Origin of the sequence: Endozoicomonas sp. ALB091, from assembly GCF_049310265.1 — a bacterium.
Lineage (GTDB): Bacteria > Pseudomonadota > Gammaproteobacteria > Pseudomonadales > Endozoicomonadaceae > Endozoicomonas.
This window is the reverse complement of record NZ_JBLYNQ010000006.1, coordinates 914,525-933,251: the sequence shown is the minus strand read 5'-3', so window position 1 is coordinate 933,251 and position 18,727 is coordinate 914,525. Positions and strand designations below refer to the sequence as shown.

Here is an 18,727-nt window from a genome sequence, read left to right as displayed (position 1 = left end):
GGGGAAAAGGCGAACAATGAGTCGTCAGGTATGGTACAGAGAGATGCGTAAACCCGAATCTTCGTTGAAGCGTTCGAAAGGTCCATTGTTGACATCAAAAGCTGGGGCTCGTTCCTCTCCAGTGATCAGCTTGCAGGTTAATTCCGAATGCTGTGCAGGCGGTGTCCGGCGTATAGATTGAACTTTTTATTTTCCTAACTGTCTAATTAGAAATTAAGTGCAAAAAAATTCTCATTTACAGGAGTAAATTATGCTTACCGGAAGTATTAATAACAATGGCCATCAATACAATTACCAACAAGTAAACCCTGAAGACCCATTTCAAGCCATAAGAATTACATGCTTTTTCAATATAAAAGGAGTAGGCAAAGTAGAACTGAAAGCACAAGATATAAAAATGAACGAACCAGGAGAATATTATCGTCTTTGCTTTCATGCTGCCCATGGCATTTACTCTGATTTGAAAAATAAAGGTAAACAGCTTAACAAAAATCCCTTTGGTAGATTGGATCAATTTCAATTTTTTAGTGAACACGCTGATTTCATTTATAACAAGGTTGTCAAAAAAGCATATCTCCACGAAGCGTTATTATTGCCAGGCTTATCTCCAAAAATGTCTCCCAATGGTGATCATTAGGCTGAACCAGGTTTAGCCTCAACTCCGGACTTGAAAGACGATCAACTGGAATTGTAAAACCTGGCCACTATCCAGCTATCACTGCGACTCTGTCTGTAACCGAAACTGGATTAAGGCTCCAAAATCATTGTTGCTCATTCTATAAGCCTGTCTGGCTGTATCCAGGGCGTCCAAGGCATGACTCTGTACTGGGCTTTCCTATGGAACTGTGGGAACCAGTCGTGCGGATGTTAAGGGAGACTCCCAAGTGGGGGACCTGCAAGGGCTTGAGTACCGATGCTGCGCACTGGGGCGGAGCCGTTCGTACGATTACATGGACGTAATCGGTAGACAATGCAGGAGCATATTGTCGAGTAGTGTTGAAGCTTCTGTAATGGGAGTGGAGCGAAGGGGCGGCGTCAGAGAGGTTCACGTACCGTTTTACGAGGGGCTGGCGGGGAAGTTCCGTCGGTCTACTCACCAGTTCGAAACAGCAGGCCATTGTCTTCAATCCGGCGTATCAGCATCTCTTATTTCCCAAACTTGTAGAGTGAAATTTGTTATATTGCCTTCCCTGGAATGGCTCAAGACCGCCACTTCATGCTCTGACATGGGATTGAAGCATGCTGTCATGATATCGTCTTGCTCGATCTTCCCCTTGAGTGACCAGTGTTTTTGATCGTTGCGCCCCAGGATTCCTACCATGTGACGGTTACAAGTCAGCGCATGAATGCCTGACAGGCTAAAGAGGGTGATGGCTGGGGTATACTCCCTGGTGATGATTTGTTTTGACCATGTCCCTGCCTGGCTCTCCTCCCAGATACAGATTGTGCTGTCCGCATCATAGCTGGTGGTCAGCACGTGACTGTCAGACGGGCTGAATAGTGTCTGATACACTGCGAAATCATGCTTGAGCCTTATGGCTGATTCAAGCCTTGACGCGGAATTCAACTCCGGCGAGAGACACGGGTTCAGCGACCAGTCAGACCAATTTTCCGGTCTGTGCCATAGCAGCAAATCCTGGCAAGGCGTCGGACCACCAATGGTATTAGATTTAGCGAACAGGTATTTACCGGTAGAGCTGAATTGAAGCGGAAAGAATGTCGGGAATATCACCGTCTCTTGCCATTTCCCCGATGGATCCGGGCTGTGAATTGCGACCCGTCCGGGACTCAAGGGGTTGTGTTCAATACATACCAGAAGCTGATCTTCCACTGGGCTGAAGCAGGCATAACCGCTATATTCACTTATTAATATTGAATGCTGGGCTGACCAGACTCCACAATCATCCAGAGATAAAATGGTCCTTTTATCCAGCGTGTGCAGTAACAGATACCGCTCCGATGGACTGAACTGAACTTGACCAATCAACGCTCTGGGGGAGAGGCCGGAAACCTCCATTTTCAGCCAATCATTATTATTTTCGTCCATGCACCAGACGAGTACCTGATTGTCCTCATCACAGGTCACCATATATTTCCCGGAAGGGCTGAATTGGACAGTCTGATTCGGCAAAGTTTCCTTGCCGACTTCCTCCCAACAGCTGTTAGCAGACCGTAAGGTATTAACGTAACCCTCACTGCTGCGGGTTAACAGGCGATTTGCGCAAGCACTGAAATTTGCCTTGGTAATCACCCGACTGCCGCTGTTATCGGACCAATTGACGTGCTCTTCTGCCCATTGCCCCTGGTCATCCCTGGCCAGAATTCGGGAGCCATTCAAAAAACGGCCATAGAACAACAGATGACGACTGGACTGGCTTAAGCAAAAATCAACAATAGCTTCGGTCTGTTTATATGGTTCACCCGCTTCACGCAGCGGGAGAGTGACTTTGTGTCGCGGAACCAGGCGGTAAGCCGGGCATGATTCCATCCTCCGCAAGGTGTCAAGGCTTAGTAGTGCGGACATCTGAGGGAGGCTCTTTATTATCCTGTTCCTGAACGATATCCCTCTATCAGGTGATGCTGGAGTGGCAAATGGATGAAAGCACCAGGATTTTTTCTGCCACGGGGCTGTTTGCCGGTATTGTTCCCGGAAGGATTGCGGAAGTCGGGCAAAATAAGACAGTTCCTGAATATAATTGTATTCTTTCACCACTTCCCGGAAAGCCTGGCAGGTTGCATTAACTTGCGGGATGTCATCGAATTCAAGGTGGTCAAAAATCATGACCAAAAGTTCGGGGGGGAGTTCAGTAATCCTTCTTTGCCACAACGGCTGTTTTTGCGGAAATTGTTGCGGAAACTGTGTCTGCGGGCTTGCCTCCGGGAGCGCGGTAGCGGAGCTGGAGGGTGTCGTTTCAGCAGGCTCACTGGCAGGCCAATCCGGTGCAATTGAAGCACCGACAGCCCCTGGAAACAGAGGGTCGCTCATTGACATGCTCCATTCTTAATGAGTTATGTACCAGAACCTTCATAACCATGGATTTATGGTGATATTGGACAGACCTGAGGGCAGGAAGTTTCCGGACAGAAACAGGTTGTTTGACATCTTGCAGGCTCCGCTATCTCCTCATTTCTACGCTCTGCGTGGTAATGCATACCGGATTTGCCTTCAATCCGGCGTACCAGCATCTCTTATTTCCCAGACTTGTAAACTGATATTGGTAACGTCGCCATTCTTAGTTTGGCTCAGGACCACCACCTCATACTCTGATAGCGGATTGAAGTAGGCTTGCAGAATACCGTCTTGCTTGATAACCCCTTTGAGTGACCAGTGCTGTTGACCGTTGCGCCCCAGGATTCCTACCATTGAAGAGTTACAAGTCAGCGCATGAATGCCGGACAGGCTAAAGCAGGGGGTGGTGGTCGGGGCGCACTCCCTGGTGGTGGTTTGAATTGACCATTCTCCTGCCTGGTTCTTCCCCCAGATATGGACTGTATCTGGCCTGCAGCAGACCAGTAAGTGGCTGTCAGACGGATTGAACAGCACCGTATCCACACGGGAGTCATGTTTGAGCATGATAGCTGAGTCAAGCCTCGCTCTTGATGCTTCATCCAACTGAGGAAAACGACAGTGGTCAAGAGACCAGTCAGATAATTTTTCCGGTCTGCGCCATAGCAACGCATGACGGCCACTGGTGCTGCATTCACTGAATACGTATTTACCGGCAGGGCTGAAGCGAAGCGGATACAAGTATGGGAAGATTATTGTCTCCTCCCATTTCCCCGATGGTTCCGGGCTGTAAATTGAGACCCGCCCGCATTTGACAGGAAGTTCGCTAATACCCATCAGAAGCTGATCCGCCACTTGGCTGAAGTGGGAAAAAGCAACAATACCTTTGCTTAATAAATTTAACGGCTGTACTGACCAGGCGTCGGGACCATCCAGCGATAACATAGCCATTTGCCCACCCTCTCCCTGTGGAGCCGACCAGCGCAACATCAAATGCTGCTCCGATGGACTGAACCGGACGTCATCAGCGAATACTCCGGTGGGTAGGCCACGAATCTTCATTTTCAGCCACTTGTTATTTTCACCCATGCGCCAGGTGATCACATGATTGTACCTGCCGTAGGTCACCATATATTTCCCTGAAAGGCTGAATTCGACAGTCTGATCCGGCAACGTTACCATGCTGGCATCGTTCCAGCAGCGGTGTGCAGGTAGCCAGGTATTAATGTTGCCCTCAGCGCTCCGGGTTAACAGGTGATTTGTGCAAGCACTGAAGCTTGCCCTGGTAATCACCCGACTGCCGCTGTTATCGGACCAATTGAGGTGCTCTTCTGCCCATTGCCCCTGGTCATCCCTGGCCAGAATTCGGGAGCCATTCAAACAACGGCCATAAAACAGCAGATGACGACCGGACGGGCTGAAGCAAACATCATAAACGGGATCGGGATGAAGCTCTTGACACCTTGCTTCAGACAGAGGCAGAGTGACTTTGCGTTGCGGAACCAGACGGTAAGCCGGACATCTTTCCATCCTCTCCAGGGTTTCAAGGCATAGTATTGCGGACATCTGCGGGAGGTTCTTTATTATCCTGTCCCTGAACGATATCCCTCTGTTGTTGCGTGATGCCGGAGTGGCAAATGGATGAAAGCACCGGGATTTTTTCTGCCCAAAGACTTGTTGCTGGAACTGTTCCCGGAAACATCGGGGAAGTCGGGCAAAATAAGACAGTTCCTGAATATAATTGTATTCTTTCACCACTTCCCGGAAAGCCAGGCAGGTTGCATTAACTTGCCGGATGTCATCGAATTCAAGGTGGTCAAAAATTATGGCCAAAAGTTCGGGAGGGAGTTCAGTAATCCTTCTTTGCCACAACGGCTGTTGTTGCGGAAACTGTGTCTGCGGACTTGCCTCCGGGAGTGCGATAGCGCGTGGGGAGCCGGGGAGGGGCGTTTTAGCAGGCTCATTTGCAGGCCAATCCGGTGCAATCGAAGCGCCGACAGCCCCTGGAAACAGAGGGTCGCTCATTGACTTACTACATTCTTAATGAGTTATTACCGGCATTACTGGTAGTACATGGTTTCAATGAGTTTGACGGGTTGTCATGCCTCCGCACTCCGTTCGTCCTGAGCCTGTCGAAGGGCGGAAGCTCCGGACTCTGATAGATCGTGCCAAGCACCCTTCGACTCCGCTCAGGGTGAACGGGGATTGTACACGTCAAGCTCATTGAAACCATGTACTATAAACCTTCATAACCAAGGATTTATGGTGATATTGGACAGACCTGAGGGCAGGAAGTTTCCGGACAGAAACAGGTTGTTCGACATCCAGCAGGCTCCGGTATCTCGTCATTTCCACGCTCTGCGTGGTAATGCATACCGCATTTGTCTTCAATCCGGCGTACCTGCATCTCTTATTTCCCAGACTTGTAAATGGATATTGGTAACGTCGCCATTCTGAGTTTGGCTCAGGACCATCACCTCATGCTCTGATAGTGGATTGAAGTAGGCTTCCAGAATACCGTCTTGCTTGATATCCCCTTTGAGTGACCAGTGCTGTTGACCGCTGCGCCCGAGGATTCCTACCATTGAAGGGTTCCAGGTCAGCACATGAAGGCCGGACGGGCTAAACCAGGGTACGGTGATTGGGGCACATTCTTCGGTGATGGTTTCAATTGCCCATTGTCCAGTCTGGCTCTTTCCCCAGATGTAGACTGTACCCGACTCGCAGCTGACCACTAAGTGGTTGTCAGACGGACTGAACCGCGCCACTTTCACCAGAGAATTGTGTCTGAGCGTTATTTCTGAATCAAGAATCGCTCTTGATACGGCATCCGGCTGCAGCAAGCGACCGTCGTCCAGCGACCCGGCAGACAAATTTTCCGGTATGCGCCATAGCTGCACATCACGGTCTCTGACCCTGTCTTGCAGCATATCTTGCAGCATGCCAAGGCCCACGAAGCCCGTGAATGAGGCCTTATTGAACAGATATTGACCGGTAGAACTCAAGAAAACCGGACAAAAGTATGGGAAGATCATCGTCTCTTCCCATTTCCCCGATGGTTCCAGGCTGTATATTGAGACCCGCCCGGGAATGCCATAATGATTTTCAAAACCCACCAGAAACTGATCCGCGACCGGGCTAAATTGGGCATGAGTAACATAATCATCTTTACATTTTTCCAACCTCTGTGATTTCCAGACTTTAGCACTACAATCATTCAGAGATAGCACCGTTATTTCACTCGCACAAAATGGTAGATGCGACCAGAGGAGTGCCAAATATCGCTCCGATGGACTGAACAGGGCGTGTTTAATCAACTCTCCGGAGAGGCCGTTAACCTTCACTTTCCGCCATTGATTATTGTTGTCCATGCGACAGACGATGAAAGGTTCGTGCTTGTAGGCCGCCATATATTTCCCCGAGGGGCTGAACACGACCGCATGACCTGACAACTTTAGCGTGTCGTCCTCGTTCCAGCGGTTGTCGGCAGGTTGCAACATATTCGCGCGATTCTTACCGTTCCAGGTAAACAGGCGATTTTCACAAGGACTGAAATTTGCCCCGGAAACCACCCGGGAGCGGCTGTTATCGGACCAATTCAGGTGCTCTTCTGCCCATTGCCCCTGGTCATCCCTGGCCAGAATTCGGGAGTCATTCAAGCAACGGCCATAAAACAACAGATGATGACTGGACCGGCTGAAGCAAACCTCAAGAGCGGCACCGGTCTGTGGCTGTGAATTCCATGCTGCACGCTGAGGGAGCGTAACTTTAAATAGCTTGACCATACGATAAGCCGGACATGATTCCATCCTCCCCAAGGTGTCAAGGCATAATAGTGCGGACATCTGCGGGAGGTTCTTTATTACCCTGTCCCTGAACGATATCCCTCTGTTGTAGCGTGATGCTGGAGTGGCAAATGGATGAAAGCACCGGGATTTTTTCTGCCCAAAGACATGTTGCTGGAACTGTTCCCGGAAACATTGGGGAAGCCGGGCAAAATAAGACAGTTCCTGAATGTATTTGTATTCTGTGACCACGTCCCGAAATGCAAGGCAGGTTGCATTGATACGTCGGATATCACCGAATTCAAGGTAGTCAAAAATCTTGACCAACAGTTCGGGAGGAAGTTCAGTAATCCTCCTTTGCCACAAAGTTTGCCATAAAGGTTGTTTCTGCGAGGGCTGTTTCTGAGGACTTATCTCCGCAAGCGCGATATTGGACGGGGAGTCAGAGGGTGAGGTTTTTGTCGGCAGATGTGCAGGCCAATCCGGTGCCATCGGGACACCGGCGGCACCTGAAGACAAAGGGTCACTCATTGATTTGCCCCATTATTAATGAGTTATTACCGGCACTGCGAGACACATCGCAACCATTGATTCACGGTTTTAATGGACAGGCCAAAGGTCGGGAAGTTCACGGGCAGCCTGATTGTCCTTTGATTAATTAACTCAGATAAACGGCTGGAGCCTGCAGGAGGTGGAACGGCCTGTTTCTGCCCGGAATAATAAGAGTTTTATGGGAGGCTAATTTACGGAGAGATTTGGTATGCATTCCCACGGGGGACCGTGGGAAGAAGGTATCATCAAGCGCTTCCTTTCTAGTCAGGTAGTACTCACCAAGGTTCGACGCCATAGATTTTCCTGCCTGTATCCGTCAGGTTTTCCCGGTTCACCCGTAATGATTCAATCTGAGAACCTGCCGTTTTTCGCAATCCTGCTTCATGATCGTATTGGCCTACGCCACTTTCCAGGGCGTGCACCCTTTTTTCCCTTAGCGCCTCATCGGCAGAGGCGGGGAGAAAGCTGATCATCGCCAGCATACGGTCGCGCCTGTCGTCGGTGCAGTCCGGGTCTGGATTAAATCGTGAGTGGGTCAGGCGAGAATCCCAAACCACCATCTCCCCCTCTTTCAATTGCACAGCCCGGAGTGCCTGCCAACGGTCTTGTACATCCTCGCCCTGATATTCAATCCAGCCCTGTTTTTTATCTGACCACGATTTATATTGCCCGAAGTCATGATGGGAGCCGGGGATAATACCCAGCATGCCGGTGGTTTTATCACAATCCCTGAGCGCCAGTAAGCCTTGAACCGCACTGAAACCGGGCTGGGTATGAGGGTTTTGATCCACATGAAGGGGGAGAAAGCTGTTATGGTCTGTTTCTGGCCGCATATAAATGCATCGGTCAAATACCACCCATAGTTTTTTATTATCCCAAAGGGTTTCAAACAGCTTGACCATGGTAGGGTTCTGCCTCAGCTGGGCCAGGGCATCATCATGGTACAGTTCAAAAAAACCATTGATGCTGGCTTCCGGATGATGCTTGACCTGACGCTGCAACAGGCTGGCGGCACTGTTACGATCCGCTTCAGTGGAAACATTCCCGGCAACGATGTAGCCATGCTCCACAAAGGCTTCTTTGATGACTTTCGGGTCAGCCCGCTGTCCATCGTAAACTTTATGATCGGTATAACTGATCTCTTTAAAGGTATTGTTACTGCAATTGGGGCGTGCCAGTGGGTTCATTGTTTTTCCTCCTCCTTCAGGGTGTTTTGTTTATGTAGTCTTTGCAGAATCTGATCAGCAATGACTTTCCCTCCGCCATGGGAAAATCGTCGGTCAAGTTCACTCAATGATGACTCGTCGGTATGGGACAATTGCTGGTGAGCAATAGCCATGAGATGGCTGAGTGTTGTGATTGCTCCGGGTTCCGTCGTTAACCTTTCGATAAGATGAGTGATGGATTCCATAACCTCTTCCTGACTTTTGAAGTAGTCAATGGGAGCGGTCCCGGGAAAGATGTCATGCCAGTCAATGCTGGCATCCACCATGTGATTTTGCTTGAGCAGTGTTAACTGCTGGCCCTGGCTGTCATTGGCCGGAGGCAGCCAGATAATTTTTTTCCCCAGGGCGGCCGCCTCAAATATGTTGCCAAGTCCCGGGGTCATCAGGGCCACTGTTGATTGCTGCAAAACATCCTGCACTTGATCAGGTGTCAGTGTCTGGACCTCAAACTGGTCCCCTGTGGCCTCTGCCAGGGTGCGGCTGCCCAGAAATTGGAGCTGGTCGTAGTGACTGCCAAGGGTCTGGTTGATGCAGTTCATGATGATTTTTGCGTAGTTCACCATGATGGAAGAAGTCACCAGGGGATTCATCAGCCCACCGGTATTGACCAGCAACAGACTGGCCGTATTGGTTTGGGGGTGCCTATCCTGAGGACGCTGCAGGCCGGAAACAATGGAAGGTACGACGATGGTTTCCGGCAGTTTATTCCTGTTTTCCTGTAACCGCTCCTGCACGGTGAGAAAGTTCTGTACCAGATAGAGGTCGGCATGGGTAATGGCTGGAGACACCTCTTTCCAGTACCAGGACAGTGGATCATATACGATGACCTCAAGGCCTGCTTCTTTGGCCCACCCGGCAACCTCCAGATCACAGGCGGTGATAAACAGATCGTATTCACGCAGGTGGCGGAGGTACTTTTCTTTTCGGTCGGTGGCAGAGCCCTGTCCGGTGCAGTCAATGATTCGGTTATAGGGGTACTTGGACTGAATATCGAGGGTGTGCTTTTCGCCGATATAGGCGAGGTGTCTGGCCTGTTTGCGCACGTAAGGAAATATTTCCCCGATGGCAGCAGAAGGGCCAAAACCGAAGGGTTCTGCATTAAACAGTATCTTTTTTTCTGCCCCTGAATCCGTGCTGGAAAATGTGATCTCCTGGCAGGGGGAGGGCTCCTGAACAGGGCGCTGGTTTTCCTGCAGCGTCTGCTCAACGATCTGGATAACCTGGTCTTTGCCATTGCCCCGCAAAAGCACGGTATTATCTTTGCCGATGTTGTCGGAATAAAAAGCCAGGTTGGCAATAAACGTTTTCAGTTTTTCTGCACTCAGCTCCCCCGAGTTTATCCCAAACTGGTTGTCGCCAATCACTTTGGCATTGATCTGCTGTTCATACAGATTTTTCAGGGGTATGGCATAGACGGGCTTGTTCAGGTACATGGCTTCTGACAGCAGTGTGTGTCCTGCGGTGGAGATCACCCCGGTGCAGGCCGCGAGTAATGAAACAAATTGGGCGTCGCCATGGTGATAAAACCGACAACACTCACTATCAGCAGGAAGCAGACACTGTATGGGTAAAAATATATGTACTGTGATGTCGTCTGGTACATTCTCCTGGACGGTCTGTAGCCATTGATCAATAGGCAGAGAGGTCCACGACTGGGCAGTAATGTACATCAGTAACGAGGCCGTTGTGCCATGGCCTTGTTCTTTGGCAGCAATGATTTCCGGACGAATCACCGGTGGCAGCAGGGTTACATTGGCAATATCCCTGCGCTGTTGCTCTTGAATATCAGGTTGAACGTTGAAGAAAGAGATTGCCAAACGCCTGTCGGCACGGGGAAAGAAAAGTGACAGCCGCTCCCGTTCATCCCGAAATGACGTACCCGCCAGATCAGGTATGAAGCTGCCGGTTAAAAACTTGCTTTGCTGGTCGCTGGTGATCAGCGGAGCCTGCTTGCTGTAGGCATACTGGGCGGACACCTGCTCGTAATCACTGATCACCAGATCCGGAGTACCCAGTTTTTGGTTCGCTACTGCCATGGCCCGGAAGTTGATTTGGTTGAAGTTCATGCGGTTGTTTTGTGGCAGCTTACTGGTGGCCTCAAAATCCAGCCCGGTCAGACAGCCAGCAATGTAGGGATTGTTCACCTCACATACGCGAATCCCCGGATACTCCTTCTGATGGTTGTGGAAATACTCCAGCGCCTGCCCATAAGTGAACAGGACGATCTGATGATCTCTGTCCCTGAGGTAATTGAGGCAGGGCAACTGACGGTTCAGATGGCCGTTGCCAATGCCACAGATGCCAATCACTATCTTTTTTTTTTCTCCGTTGGCAGCACCTCCATGGACAGCGTGGGCATGATGGATTGGTAAACGTCCTGCAGTGGACCGCTGATCTGTCGTGTTTGCCGCCCGTCCTCGCGAAGATAATCACTGAGCTTCTGCGCCAGGTAGTCTTTGACCTCGCGAGGAACGGTTCCATCAAGGACGGCATCATAATCACCAATCAGAATATCCTCGCGCTGCTTGTCGAGGAACAGGTTAAACAGCTGATGTCTTGCGCTTTCAGGGGTCAGGGTTTTTTCCATGAAATCGTCGGTTAACTTGACCAGCACAATGTCCCGTATCGGGACTTCCGATTCCGGGTCACTGTAGTAATCCGAAGGCAGCTGAAAATGCGTCCGGTCGCCAACACTGGTGAGGGACTGTTCAGATTTTCCTGCTTCAGCAACTCCGGCACTGACCACGGGCTCCCATTTGGGCATATCATGGTTACGCACCGAAATGGTCTTGGTGCCCGCAACGGCTTTGAGTTGCCCGTCATCGGTAAACCTGACGAGGGTTTTGTCTGCCGAGATGATTTTTCGTTCTGGCAGTTTGAGATGCCGCAGGGCATGCTTCAGTACCAGTGTGGTTTTGCCAGAGCCAGAGGCACCGGCAAGCAGGTAACAGCCCGAGGCATCGCCGATACAGGCCGCATGGACCGGGAACAGTTTTTTTCGTAACCACTCAACCCGACAGGCCCCGTAAAGAAGGTGTGGCAGGGTATCCGGCATGATGTCGTTATCGGGAGCCATAACCTGAACGGCTCCTTCACGTTGCACGATGACCGGGCGGTCGTTGGTCTGGACGTGTTCCACGGTCACCAGGCTCTGGTCACCATTCCCGGGCTGTGGCTTAAATCCGGGCAGATGGGCTGACAGGTGTTGGATATCCCGCTGGGTCAGTGAAATGTCTCCGGTTGAGGTGAAATCGAAACAGTGCTGTTGTCCGATGTGACATTTAACGGAAACCTTGCCCTGGGGCTTATTGACAGGATCCTGGCCATGGTCAGTGTTGTGTATGGCTCCTTTCCTTGCAGCTTCAGAAGAAGAGCCGGGTAAAACGGGTAGTGAGTTCATCATTTAAGGTTGTAATCATTTTTGCCTTGAGAACTCCCAAGTCAGGCAATAATGACCTGAGCAATGTGGAATTTTCATTGTGCAGGGTGACTGAAAAATCAGATCACAAATTATCAGGACCGACTATGGCGGCCATAAGAATTTGGTTTGATCAATGGCTCTTTTGTTAAGTGGACAGTCGCTGTCCAGTGATTTTTAAGACCATCTAATCAAGAGAAAGTTCATTGTCCTAGGAGCCTGTCCGAGAATAGACTGCCCTACGCGGCAACTGCTCCTGCGTTGCTCTAGCTCCTGCATCCATGCAGTCGTGCGGTGGCAGCAAATTGGTCTAAAAATTCCGTTTTGTTCGGCAAATAGCCCCGCTATTCACCTCACAAAACGAAATTTTTATCCTCAATTTTCTGCCATCCTCGCTGTGGGCGCTATTCTCGGACAGGCTCCTAGATTTGTGCTCAAGTTTGAGCAACCACGAAAACACAAAACAGCAATCTATTTCTTGCTGGCTCGGGGACTGTTGGAAAATTCCAGTACTTGAATCTTGTTTATCAAGTCAGTGCGGCAGAAATCATCAAAGACAGGGAAAGCAAAAAAAACTGAAACAAGTGAGGAAAATGTCAGGATAAAAGGGGGGAGTCGTTTTAGCAGGTTCATTTGCAAACTGATTGTTCTTAAATAATTTCCCCATGATCCCTGAAGCGGCGTCGAAAAGAAGAGGCACCGAAGTGAAAAAAGGCCCGAAGTTTCAGGCCTGCTTCAGAAGGGAAGAGTTAATCCTGCTGATGACCACGCCACATCTGGTAATTATTCATCAACAGCGATTTACCCATCAGGTGTGCTGCAACGGGGGCGGTCATCAGAATGAAGGCGATAATCCCGACGGCCCGGGAACTGATGGAAACCCCCTGAAAGTGCAGGGCCACAGCCACCATAATTAAACCAACCCCGATGGTGCCCGCTTTGGTGGATGAGTGCATGCGAATGTAAGCATCCGGCATCCGTAAAATACCCAGCGCAGAGAAAAAGCTGAACAGTACTCCGACAATTAAACAGCTGGCGACGACCCAATCCATCATGATTTTTCTCCTGAACTTAAGCCCGCATCAGCGCGAGACTGACTCAGTGGCACGCGCATAATAAAGCGGGCAAAGGCAATGGTGCTGAGAAACGCCACCAGGGCCAGGGTGATGGCAATATCCATAAACGCGGTGGCGTTGCTGTAAATGGTGAATACACCAATAAAGCCGATGGTGATAAAGGCGATGAGATCCAGGGCGATCACCCGATCCGCCAGCGAAGGGCCTTTGCACAGTCGGATAAATGCCAGGACCAGGCTGGCTAACAAACCGACAAAGGCGAAATGAGTGGCAAAAACCATCATGTCAGTCACGGGTCACCTCCAGAATACGACGCTCCAATGATGTTTTGATATCGTCGATCACCGATTGTTCGTTCTTGCTGAACATGGCATGTACGATCAAATACCGGCGATCTTCACTGACATCCAGCGTCAGTGAGCCCGGCGTTAGCGACACCATATTGGCCAGCAACATAATCTCCATGTCAGATTCAACCGCCAGCGGCACTTTGATAATGGCCGGATGGCTCAGGTGGGTGGGGGTGATGACGTCCCACACCACTTGCAGGCTACTGGTCAGCAGTTTGTACAGGAACACCGCCAGCAGCTTCAGGGCTGCCAGGAATTTGCGGCCGTAGTGGGGTTTATTACGAAAAGGTTCGGTCAGCAACAGGGCAAAAAAACCGACCACAAAACCAATGGTAAAATCGGTGCTGCCATAGTCGCCGTTCAGCAGCATCCAGCCAAACGCCAGCAGGATGTTTAACAAAAACAGGTTCATGGTTGCGTTCCTCCAGCGGGTCCTGGTATGGAGAGATGCGCTGAGTAGGCCGTGCTGTCGCTGCCAAGCACGGCATCAATATAAGGCTGTGGATTGAGCAGGTTGGTTGCAGAGGTTTCTGCCAGCTGATAAATGGGTTCGACCAGCAAACCAATCAGAATGGTCAATACGGCCAGTGCTGCAATAGGGACGATATACAGGCAGTTTTCCCGCCGGGTCAGGGGGGGCGGTGCAGCGGCATTATCCGGCAGCGGTTTCCAGAACGCTTCGGCCCAGATTTTGGTCATTGAGTAAATGGTCATCAGGCTAACAAACAGAGCGGTGGCCGCCAGCAGATAGGCGTCAGTTTGCAGGCTTGCCTTGATCACCAGAAACTTGCCCCAGAATCCGGACAGTGGTGGAAAGCCCGCCAGAGAGAACGCCGGAATCAGAAACAACAGGGCCAGCCACGGCATGCTTTGATAAGCGCCACCCAGCTCACGCAGGTTATCACTGCCCTGTCTGCGCTGCAGGAAGCCGCCGATCAGGAACAAATTGGCCTTAACAATAATGTGGTGGATGATGTAGAAAATCGCACCGGTAATGGCCAGTGGTGTATAGATGGCCAGCCCCATCAGCATATAGCCAATCTGACTGATAATATGAAACGACAGAATACGTTTAATATGGAATTGACTGGCCGCACCAAGAACGCCGGTGAGCATTGTCAGGCCGGCAATCACTATCAGCAATGGCTGGTAGCCGCTATCGACCAGGTCAAACACAATAGTGAAGACGCGGAGCAACGCATAAACCCCCACTTTGGTCAGCAGTGCGGCGTACAGGGCAACGATGGCGCTGGGCAGATGATGATAGGACGCTGGCAGCCAGGAGAAGACCGGGAACGCCGATGCCTTGATGGCGAAACCAAAGAGAAACAACCCGGAAATCAGCATCATGGTGGTGTCCGGCAGTAACGGAACTTTGGCGTGCAGGTCGGCCATATTCAAGGTGCCGGTAGCGCCATACAGCAGCCCGATGGCCAACAGGAAAACCATGGTGGAGATCAGGTTGAGCACCACGTATTTAACCGCCGCATCCACCTGCTGTTTATTGGCATTGAGCACCATCAGGCCAAATGAGGTAATGAGCATGACCTCAAAAAACACATAGAGATTGAAAATGTCGCCGGTTAAAAAGCTGCCCATCACACCGGCCAGCAGCGCATGAATCAAACTGTGATAGATCCCATAGAACGGTTTGCAGCGCAAATCGGTGGTGCTGTAGAGCACAATCGCGACACCGATTATGGCGGTAATCAGCACCATGCTGGCCGATACCAGGTCGGCGACAAAGACAATGCCGAAGGGGGCTTGCCAGTCACCAAAGGCGGTTACCTGCAGGCCCTGGGAAATGACCTGTTGAATCAGCCACAGGGCGATACACAGGTTGGCGAGGGCTCCGGACCAGCTGATCACCGATGACAGAGTGCGGGCGCGAAAGCTGAAAGCGCAGGCGGTAGCGGTCAGCAGTGGAATAAAAACAGGCATAACCAGTAGCCAATGGGTCATTGCTCTGTCTCCGCATGTTGCATTTTGTCCATATCAGCGGTGCCAAATTCTTTAATGGCGCGGTAGGCCAGTAGTAAGGTGAACAATAACAGACCGAAACCGATCACAATGGCGGTCAGAATCAGCGCCTGTGGCAGCGGGTTGGCGTAACCAGCAGCCGGGAGCAGGGCATCACTGGCAATCAGTGGCGGATTGCCCCGGGTTAAGCGGCCAGCGACAAAAATGGCCAGGTTGATGGCGTTACTGACCAGGATCATACCGAACAGAAAGCGCACGATATGACGCTCCAGCATCAGGAAAACGCCGCAGGCAGTCATCAGGCCGACGACCAGACACCAGAGAAACTCCATCAACTTAACTCCTCTTCAACATTGAGCAGGATCATCAGTACCGATCCGATGACAGCGAGGTATACGCCAACGTCGAATAACAGTGGGCTGCCGACTTTGCCCAGCCACAGGCCAGAGAGAAAAGGCTGCCCGAAAAACAGCGGCAGCAGACCGGCGAACAGCGCTATGGCCACACCAGAACCCGCAAAGGTGGCCGGTGAATAGACCAGGCGCTCTCGGACATAGGCCGGGGTTTCGGCCAGCATTAGCAGGGCAAAGGCAATGACGGCAATCAGGCCGGCAATAAACCCGCCGCCGGGATTGTTATGGCCACGCAACAGCAGGTAAACAGAAAACACCAGCATCAGCACCGTGACGATATGGGCGCTGGTACGAAAGATAATCGATGACATTAACGGTGCTCCTTGGGGGTTTCAGAGACCATCTGGTTAATCCGTTTGCCAGCCAGTACCGCGACGGTTGCCAATCCGGCAATCACCACCACAACGGCTTCGCCGAGGGTGTCAAACGCACGGAAATCCACCAGGATAACGTTGACGATATTGCGCCCTCGGCCACCGCTGACACTGGTTTGGGCATAGAACTCGGAGATTGCCTGATTCATGGGTTCGGCGGTAATAATCCACAGAGCCAGGGTGATGCTGATGCCGATGCCTGCGGCAACGCCGGCGTGTACCAGGCGGCGAACCGCTGAATGCCGGGGAGCCGTGTTGGCAGCCGATAGATGGCGTAACACGATGGCGATAAAGACCACCAACAGGGTCTCTACCAGCAACTGCGTTTTGGCCACATCCGGCGCGCTGTACACCAGGAAAACCAGTGTGGTCAGAAAGCCAATGGTGCCCAGTGCGGTCACCGCCAACAGCAGGGTGCGGGCCATGACCACCACCACCGCGGCGATGACCAGAAACAGTGCCAGCAGAATATCGTAGTACTTCAGATCCCAATCAATCGGTGGCAGGGGGTGTATTTGCCAGAGTACGGTGCCGAGAAAGGCCAGTAGTACCAAGAAAAACTGCAGGCTGTATTGGGTGAGCTGACCGTGCTGTAACAGCCGGGTTTGCCAGTTTGCCAGCTTGACCACCGCATCCAGCAGGGACTGATAAACAGCAGGGCCAGACGGTAGGCCGGACATAAGCTGGTCGAGCCGGGGTTTCAGGCGTGGATAGCCAACATAGAGCAAGATACCCAGTAACAACGTGAGTGCACTTAACAGCAGTGGCAGGTTTAACCCTTCCCAGAGCTTCACTGTTTTCGGGGTAGCCAGCATCACCGTGGCAGCGGGATCAATCACCAGGCCCTGATACCAGTTCAGCAGAGCCAGCGGCACAATGATCGACAACAGTGCCAGAACGATGGGGGGCAACCAGAGCAGCTGATTATGCTCAACGGCTTTCATCGATGCGGCCTTGGCGTGGTGGGGCCGTAAAAAGGGTTTGATGACGATCAGCAATGCCAGTGCCACCATAATGGCATTGGCCAGCAGCATGGAGCCGGAAAGTACCCAGCCAAATTCCAGTCCTGCTTTATAGAGATATTCCTTGGACAGGAAACCAAACGACGGTGGCAGACCCGCCTTGGACGCAGCAGTCACCAAAGCGGCGGTAAAGCTGATGGCCAGCACCGCACGCAGGCCCGCCAGTTCATGGTATTCCCGGGTGCCGGTGGCCTTATCGATATTGCCGACCACCATAAACAGTCCGGCCTTATAAAAGGAGTGCGCGGCAATCAACAGTAACGCGGCAGTGATGGCATAGCTGCTGCCGATGCCGATCAGCATCACCAGCTGGCCAAGAATCACATTGGTACTGAAGGCAAGCATCAGCTTTAAGTCGGTTTGACGGTAAGCCTGTAGGGCGCACCACAGGGCAGTAAAGGCACCGGCACTGCACAGCAGCGTGAACCATAACGTGCTGTCACCGTACACCGGCAGCAGTCGTGCCAGCAGGTAAACACCGGCTTTGACCATGGTGGACGAGTGCAGATAGGCACTGACGGGGGTTGGAGCGGCCATGGCACCGGGCAACCAGAAATGAAAGGGAAACTGTGCCGACTTGGTGAATGCCCCCAGCAGAACAAGCAACAGTGATGGTGTAAACCAGGCGTGCTGAGACAGCGAAGCACCCTGGGTAATGATGGCGCTGAGGCTGTAGGTGCCCGCCATTTCCCCCAGCATAATCAGGCCCGCCAACAGTGCCAGACCGCCGCTGCCGGTGACCAGCATGGCTTGCAGGGCGTTCTTGCGGGATTTTTCCTGTTCGTGGTTAAAGCCAATCAGCAGATAGGAGGTGAGGGTGGTTAATTCCCAGAATACGAACAGCAACAGCAGGTTATCGGCCAGCACCAGACCCAGCATGGCCAGCATAAACAGGGTCAGATAGAGGTGAAACGCACCGCGGCCTTTATAGGGTTTCATATAAGCGATGGCGTAGAGCTGAACCAGAAACCCGACGCCACTGATTAAACTGGCAAACAGGACGCTGAGGCCATCAAGGCGGAGTGAAAAATCGATACCCAGTGACGGAATCCAGGGCCAATGCAGCAGAGACTCCGGTGGTTGATAGCTGGCGCTGATCAGCAGAAAAATCCCCAGCGGCAGCAGTGCGCAGAACGCCAACCAGAGTTTAAGTGTTGGATTTTGCATGAAATAAGGCCGTAAATATCGTTTGGATGAGAAAGCCGTAATTAAGGTGGGACATTATAATGGCACTTTCGCTTTACTATATAGACAAAAGTTATGTCACCTATAAGGGCTGTGTGTGCGAGGTGGTATTGGAGTGATCTGTTTTTTCATTAACAGCTTTTTACTTTGATAGTAAAGATATAACGCGTGAATAATGATCAAGAATGACGGGTTCATGGGGATTACAAAATTCAGGGGGGGAGTCAAAATAAATGTGGCCATGCGAAACTCATAAATGCCCTGTAAATAATGAAATGTCGGGGCGGTGCACTAACCTGCCGTGACGACTACTCAGCCCGACTTCATATTGTCCCTATT

At 51.3% G+C, this 18,727-nt stretch carries 14 protein-coding genes; 1 reads left to right on the top strand and 13 read right to left on the bottom strand.

Translation table 11 applies throughout. From position 1 onward, the window contains the following. Positions 1 to 250 precede the first annotated feature (250 nt). Positions 251 to 637: a hypothetical protein gene (locus ACO6UX_RS11075; RefSeq protein WP_422447514.1), complete on the top strand. Its 387-nt coding sequence runs from the start codon at positions 251 to 253 to the stop codon at positions 635 to 637. 486 nt (positions 638 to 1,123) lie between these two features. Here the strand turns inward: ACO6UX_RS11075 and ACO6UX_RS11070 are convergent, their stop codons facing one another. The 13 genes from ACO6UX_RS11070 to mbhE form a co-directional block, all read right to left on the bottom strand. Beyond that, complete coding sequence (locus tag ACO6UX_RS11070; RefSeq protein ID WP_422447512.1) at positions 1,124 to 2,986, bottom strand: F-box-like domain-containing protein; 1,863 nt, start codon at positions 2,984 to 2,986, stop codon at positions 1,124 to 1,126. Between the two features lie 180 nt (positions 2,987 to 3,166). Beyond that, positions 3,167 to 5,032 carry a hypothetical protein gene (locus ACO6UX_RS11065; protein ID WP_422447510.1) on the bottom strand — a complete coding sequence of 622 codons (1,866 nt, stop codon included), beginning with the start codon at positions 5,030 to 5,032 and terminating at the stop codon, positions 3,167 to 3,169. Positions 5,033 to 5,394: 362 nt separating this feature from the next. Continuing rightward, positions 5,395 to 7,323 carry an F-box-like domain-containing protein gene (locus ACO6UX_RS11060; protein ID WP_422447508.1) on the bottom strand — a complete coding sequence of 643 codons (1,929 nt, stop codon included), beginning with the start codon at positions 7,321 to 7,323 and terminating at the stop codon, positions 5,395 to 5,397. A 296-nt stretch (positions 7,324 to 7,619) separates the two neighbouring features. Further along, the gene (locus tag ACO6UX_RS11055; RefSeq protein ID WP_422447506.1) at positions 7,620 to 8,531 is read right to left on the bottom strand and encodes a phytanoyl-CoA dioxygenase family protein; all 912 of its coding nucleotides are present in this window, start codon (positions 8,529 to 8,531) and stop codon (positions 7,620 to 7,622) included. Next, the gene (locus ACO6UX_RS11050) at positions 8,528 to 10,879 is read right to left on the bottom strand and encodes a glycosyltransferase family protein (RefSeq protein ID WP_422447504.1); all 2,352 of its coding nucleotides are present in this window, start codon (positions 10,877 to 10,879) and stop codon (positions 8,528 to 8,530) included. The genes ACO6UX_RS11055 and ACO6UX_RS11050 overlap by 4 nt, the downstream gene beginning before the upstream one ends. Beyond that, on the bottom strand, positions 10,879 to 11,973 hold the full coding sequence (locus ACO6UX_RS11045) for a hypothetical protein (protein ID WP_422447502.1): 1,095 nt from the start codon (positions 11,971 to 11,973) through the stop codon (positions 10,879 to 10,881). The genes ACO6UX_RS11050 and ACO6UX_RS11045 overlap by 1 nt, the downstream gene beginning before the upstream one ends. A 764-nt stretch (positions 11,974 to 12,737) precedes the next feature. Continuing rightward, positions 12,738 to 13,043 carry a monovalent cation/H(+) antiporter subunit G gene (mnhG, locus tag ACO6UX_RS11040; protein ID WP_101749109.1) on the bottom strand — a complete coding sequence of 102 codons (306 nt, stop codon included), beginning with the start codon at positions 13,041 to 13,043 and terminating at the stop codon, positions 12,738 to 12,740. Beyond that, a complete protein-coding gene (locus tag ACO6UX_RS11035) occupies positions 13,040 to 13,348 on the bottom strand; it encodes a cation:proton antiporter (protein WP_422447937.1) in 309 nt (102 codons plus the stop codon). The genes mnhG and ACO6UX_RS11035 overlap by 4 nt, the downstream gene beginning before the upstream one ends. Position 13,349: 1 nt before the next feature. Then, complete coding sequence (locus ACO6UX_RS11030) at positions 13,350 to 13,826, bottom strand: Na+/H+ antiporter subunit E (protein WP_269676833.1); 477 nt, start codon at positions 13,824 to 13,826, stop codon at positions 13,350 to 13,352. Beyond that, complete coding sequence (locus ACO6UX_RS11025) at positions 13,823 to 15,376, bottom strand: proton-conducting transporter membrane subunit (protein WP_422447500.1); 1,554 nt, start codon at positions 15,374 to 15,376, stop codon at positions 13,823 to 13,825. The genes ACO6UX_RS11030 and ACO6UX_RS11025 overlap by 4 nt, the downstream gene beginning before the upstream one ends. After that, positions 15,373 to 15,726 (bottom strand): Na+/H+ antiporter subunit C, encoded by a 354-nt coding sequence (locus tag ACO6UX_RS11020; RefSeq protein WP_209201934.1) that lies wholly within the window; start codon positions 15,724 to 15,726, stop codon positions 15,373 to 15,375. Before ACO6UX_RS11020 ends, ACO6UX_RS11025 begins: the two co-directional genes overlap by 4 nt. After that, a complete protein-coding gene (locus ACO6UX_RS11015) occupies positions 15,726 to 16,118 on the bottom strand; it encodes an MnhB domain-containing protein (RefSeq protein WP_269672616.1) in 393 nt (130 codons plus the stop codon). Before ACO6UX_RS11015 ends, ACO6UX_RS11020 begins: the two co-directional genes overlap by 1 nt. Beyond that, entirely contained in the window at positions 16,118 to 18,370 is a 2,253-nt protein-coding gene (mbhE, locus tag ACO6UX_RS11010) for a hydrogen gas-evolving membrane-bound hydrogenase subunit E (protein WP_422447497.1), read from the bottom strand. The genes ACO6UX_RS11015 and mbhE overlap by 1 nt, the downstream gene beginning before the upstream one ends. Positions 18,371 to 18,727 lie beyond the last annotated feature (357 nt).

Excerpts from the sequence above, each read along its gene's own strand:
- ACO6UX_RS11075 (WP_422447514.1), top strand. The coding sequence starts at position 251 with ATGCTTACCGGAAGTATTAATAACAATGGCCATCAATACAATTACCAA.
- ACO6UX_RS11070 (WP_422447512.1), bottom strand. The coding sequence starts at position 2,986 with ATGAGCGACCCTCTGTTTCCAGGGGCTGTCGGTGCTTCAATTGCACCG.
- ACO6UX_RS11065 (WP_422447510.1), bottom strand. The coding sequence starts at position 5,032 with ATGAGCGACCCTCTGTTTCCAGGGGCTGTCGGCGCTTCGATTGCACCG.
- ACO6UX_RS11060 (WP_422447508.1), bottom strand. The coding sequence starts at position 7,323 with ATGAGTGACCCTTTGTCTTCAGGTGCCGCCGGTGTCCCGATGGCACCG.
- ACO6UX_RS11055 (WP_422447506.1), bottom strand. The coding sequence starts at position 8,531 with ATGAACCCACTGGCACGCCCCAATTGCAGTAACAATACCTTTAAAGAG.
- ACO6UX_RS11045 (WP_422447502.1), bottom strand. The coding sequence starts at position 11,973 with ATGATGAACTCACTACCCGTTTTACCCGGCTCTTCTTCTGAAGCTGCA.
- mnhG (WP_101749109.1), bottom strand. The coding sequence starts at position 13,043 with ATGATGGATTGGGTCGTCGCCAGCTGTTTAATTGTCGGAGTACTGTTC.
- ACO6UX_RS11035 (WP_422447937.1), bottom strand. The coding sequence starts at position 13,348 with ATGATGGTTTTTGCCACTCATTTCGCCTTTGTCGGTTTGTTAGCCAGC.
- ACO6UX_RS11030 (WP_269676833.1), bottom strand. The coding sequence starts at position 13,826 with ATGAACCTGTTTTTGTTAAACATCCTGCTGGCGTTTGGCTGGATGCTG.
- ACO6UX_RS11025 (WP_422447500.1), bottom strand. The coding sequence starts at position 15,376 with ATGACCCATTGGCTACTGGTTATGCCTGTTTTTATTCCACTGCTGACC.
- ACO6UX_RS11020 (WP_209201934.1), bottom strand. The coding sequence starts at position 15,726 with ATGGAGTTTCTCTGGTGTCTGGTCGTCGGCCTGATGACTGCCTGCGGC.
- ACO6UX_RS11015 (WP_269672616.1), bottom strand. The coding sequence starts at position 16,118 with ATGTCATCGATTATCTTTCGTACCAGCGCCCATATCGTCACGGTGCTG.
- mbhE (WP_422447497.1), bottom strand. The coding sequence starts at position 18,370 with ATGCAAAATCCAACACTTAAACTCTGGTTGGCGTTCTGCGCACTGCTG.